The sequence below is a fragment of the Pontibacter ummariensis genome (assembly GCF_900188175.1).
Taxonomy (GTDB): domain Bacteria; phylum Bacteroidota; class Bacteroidia; order Cytophagales; family Hymenobacteraceae; genus Pontibacter; species Pontibacter ummariensis.
In genome coordinates, this window is record NZ_FZOQ01000071.1 from 1 (window position 1) to 1,953 (window position 1,953).

At 63.0% G+C, this 1,953-nt stretch carries 1 protein-coding gene; it reads right to left on the reverse strand.

All coding sequences use genetic code 11. The features are described 5' to 3' along the window. Positions 1 to 30: 30 nt before the first annotated feature. A partial coding sequence (locus CHB92_RS25390) for an FG-GAP-like repeat-containing protein (protein ID WP_179223172.1) occupies positions 31 to 1,953 on the reverse strand: 1,923 nt, incomplete at its 5' end.

Sequence of the window (1,953 nt, forward strand, 5' to 3'; positions counted from 1 at the left end):
ATCAGGAGAAAAGATAGCAGCTTTTTCATGTTACTTGAGTTTATAGGCCTTTACATCCTGCTGGTTCATGCCCACCAGCAGCGTGTTGCTCACCTGCAGCACGCTCCTGGCGTCGCCTTTTAACCGGAGGCCGGACTTGCCCTGCGGCACATAAACAAACTCCCCGCTCCCGCGCCCTTCCAGCAGCACCCCGTGGTTGGCGTCGTACTTGCCGAAGCGCAGGCGGGCCTGGTTCATGTTGCCAAGCAGCAGCAGGTCCTGCCTGCCGTCTTTGTTATAGTCCAGGGAGGCGATGGCGTACACGGGCGAGTACTGCGCCTCGGCCGGCAGGCTTCTCTCCTTAAACTTCCCGTTCACCCCGCCCTCGAAGTAAGCCGTCCTCAGGTAGTTGGCCGACAGCCGCCCCGCTGTCTCTATGTCCTGCTTGGAGAATATGTTTTGCAGCGTGGCGTCGGCGTAGCTCTCGTAGCTGGGGAAGCGGGTGCGCATCACGCTCATCTGGTCCAGCAGCTCGTCCCGGGTAACGTAGGGGTAGCTCCTCCCCTTTATGTAGAAGCAGAGGATAGGGTCCACAGAGCCGTTGTCGTCGAAGTCCTTGTAGTACAGCTCGGCCGGCTCTTTCTCCGAGGCCCTGATCTGGGAGTTCGCCCCCAGGTTGCCCACGACCAGGTCTGCCCTGCCGTCCTGGTTGAAGTCGCCTACCAGCAGCTTGTTCCAAAAGCCGCTGTAGGGCCTGTCAAAGTACCGCCCGGTGTCCTTGCCCAGCTTCCCGTTCGTGTTCTTCAGCACCGTTACCGGCATCCATTCCCCTACCACGACCAGCTCCTGCTTTTTGTCCCCGTCCAGGTCATGCCAGGCCGCGTCGGTCACCATCCCGATGCGCTGCAGCTCAGGGGCCACAGCGGCGGTCCGGTCCTTAAAGCGCCCGGCCCCGTCGTTGAGGAGCACGTAGCTCCTGGGGGCCTCCGGGTAGCGGCCCGGGATCACCCGGCCGCCAACAAACAGGTCCTCGTAGCCGTCGCCGTTGATGTCCGCCGCCCTGACGCAGCTGGTGCTGGTGAGCATCCTGGGCAGGGCGTTCGTACTCTTCGTGAAGTTCCCCCTGCCGTCGTTCAGGTACAGCCTGTCCTGCAAAAGCGCGTCCTCGGGCATGTAGTTGCCGTAGCCCCCGCTGCCCACGTACAGGTCCGGCTTGCCGTCCTGGTTGGCGTCAAAAAAGGCGGCGTGCGCGTCCTCGCTCATTTTGTCGGCCTCGAAGGCGCCAACCTTCTTCAGGCTGAACCTCCCGCCGGCCTGCTGCAGGAAGAGGGCACCCGCCTGCCCGGCGGCGCCGCCCACGAACACGTCCTCCAGGCCGTCGCCGTTCACGTCCGCCTTGGCCATGCTCGGGCCGCCGAAAGAGAGCGGGTTCACCAGCAGGGGCTGGCGCTTAAAGTCATTCACATTGCTCTTTTGGTGGGCAAAGCTTACCGGCGACTTCGTCTCCGCAAAAGCAGGGGTGCCGGCTTTGGGGTGGCTGTACGGGGAGGCGGCGCTCTGCTCCTGCAGGGTGAGCAGCTGGTTCGCCTTCAGCTCCCGCAGCACCTGCTGCTTCCCGCTCTGCCACACCACCCGCAGCGAGTCCACGGCCTCGTTCCGGCCCAGGCCGAAGTGCAGCACGGGGGCCACGCTCGACTGGTAGCCCCGGGTGGGCATTTGCTCCTGGTACTGCTGCTTTCCGCCCTTGTAAAGGGTCACCTTCGCCCCAATACCGGCTGTGTTCTGTCCAAGGCCCTCCAGCTTTACCTGCAGGTAGCGGTGGCGCAGCTGCTTGTCCGCCTGGTTCTGGTACACAAAGGCTGTTTTGTTGATGTTGTTGACCACCAGGTCCAGGTCTCCGTCGTTGTCCAGGTCGGCGTACGCGGCCCCGTTGCTGTTGGAGGGGACATCCATGCCCCAGGCTTTCTGTTGGTT